The following is a 621-nucleotide window of genomic DNA, read 5'->3' as shown; positions in this document are numbered from 1 at the left end:
TTATCTGGAGCCCACCACAAGAAGCCAGTGCCCAAGCTCTACCTGGCCGCCACGCTGCCGGGCATCCTGCTCACCGGGCTCTTCATCGCGCTGATCGTGGGCCTGTGTCTGTGGCGCCCGGGCCTGGCCGGCAAACGCCCCACAGTGAGCTGGGCCTAACGCATCGCGGCCCTGCCGCACCTGGTGCCGCCGCTGGCGATCTTCGCGCTGGTGATTGGCGTTATCTACGGCGGCGTCGCCACCGCCAGCGAATCGGCCGCGCTCGGCGTGGTGGCCGCCACCCTGCTGTGCGCCTACAAGCGCGTGTTGACGTGGGAAATGCTGGGCCGCGCCTCCGAAGCCACACTGCGCACCACCGGCATGATCATCCTGATCACCCTGGCCGCGTTCTTCCTGAACTTTGTGCTGTCCTCGATCGGTCTCACCACTCTGCTGGTGAACGCCGTGACCAGCCTGGACCTGCCGCCGCTGGGCATGATGCTGGGCATGATGCTGGCCATCATCCTGTTCTACATCCTGCTCGGCTGCTTCATGGACACGCTGGCCATGCTGGTCACCACCGCCCCGCTCACCGTGCCCATCGTCATTGCACTGGGCTACGACCCGGTGTGGTTCGGCGTG

1 protein-coding gene is annotated in these 621 nt (G+C 66.2%); it reads left to right on the top strand.

The window, feature by feature from the left end; all coding sequences use genetic code 11:
- Positions 1 to 183 precede the first annotated feature (183 nt).
- Positions 184 to 621, top strand: a 438-nt coding sequence (locus C1I89_RS33790; protein WP_219929643.1) for a TRAP transporter large permease subunit, incomplete at its 3' end; no start/stop codon positions are given.

This window comes from Achromobacter pulmonis, from assembly GCF_002885955.2.
GTDB lineage: Bacteria > Pseudomonadota > Gammaproteobacteria > Burkholderiales > Burkholderiaceae_B > Achromobacter > Achromobacter pulmonis_A.
This window is presented reverse-complemented; position numbering and strand designations above follow the sequence as displayed.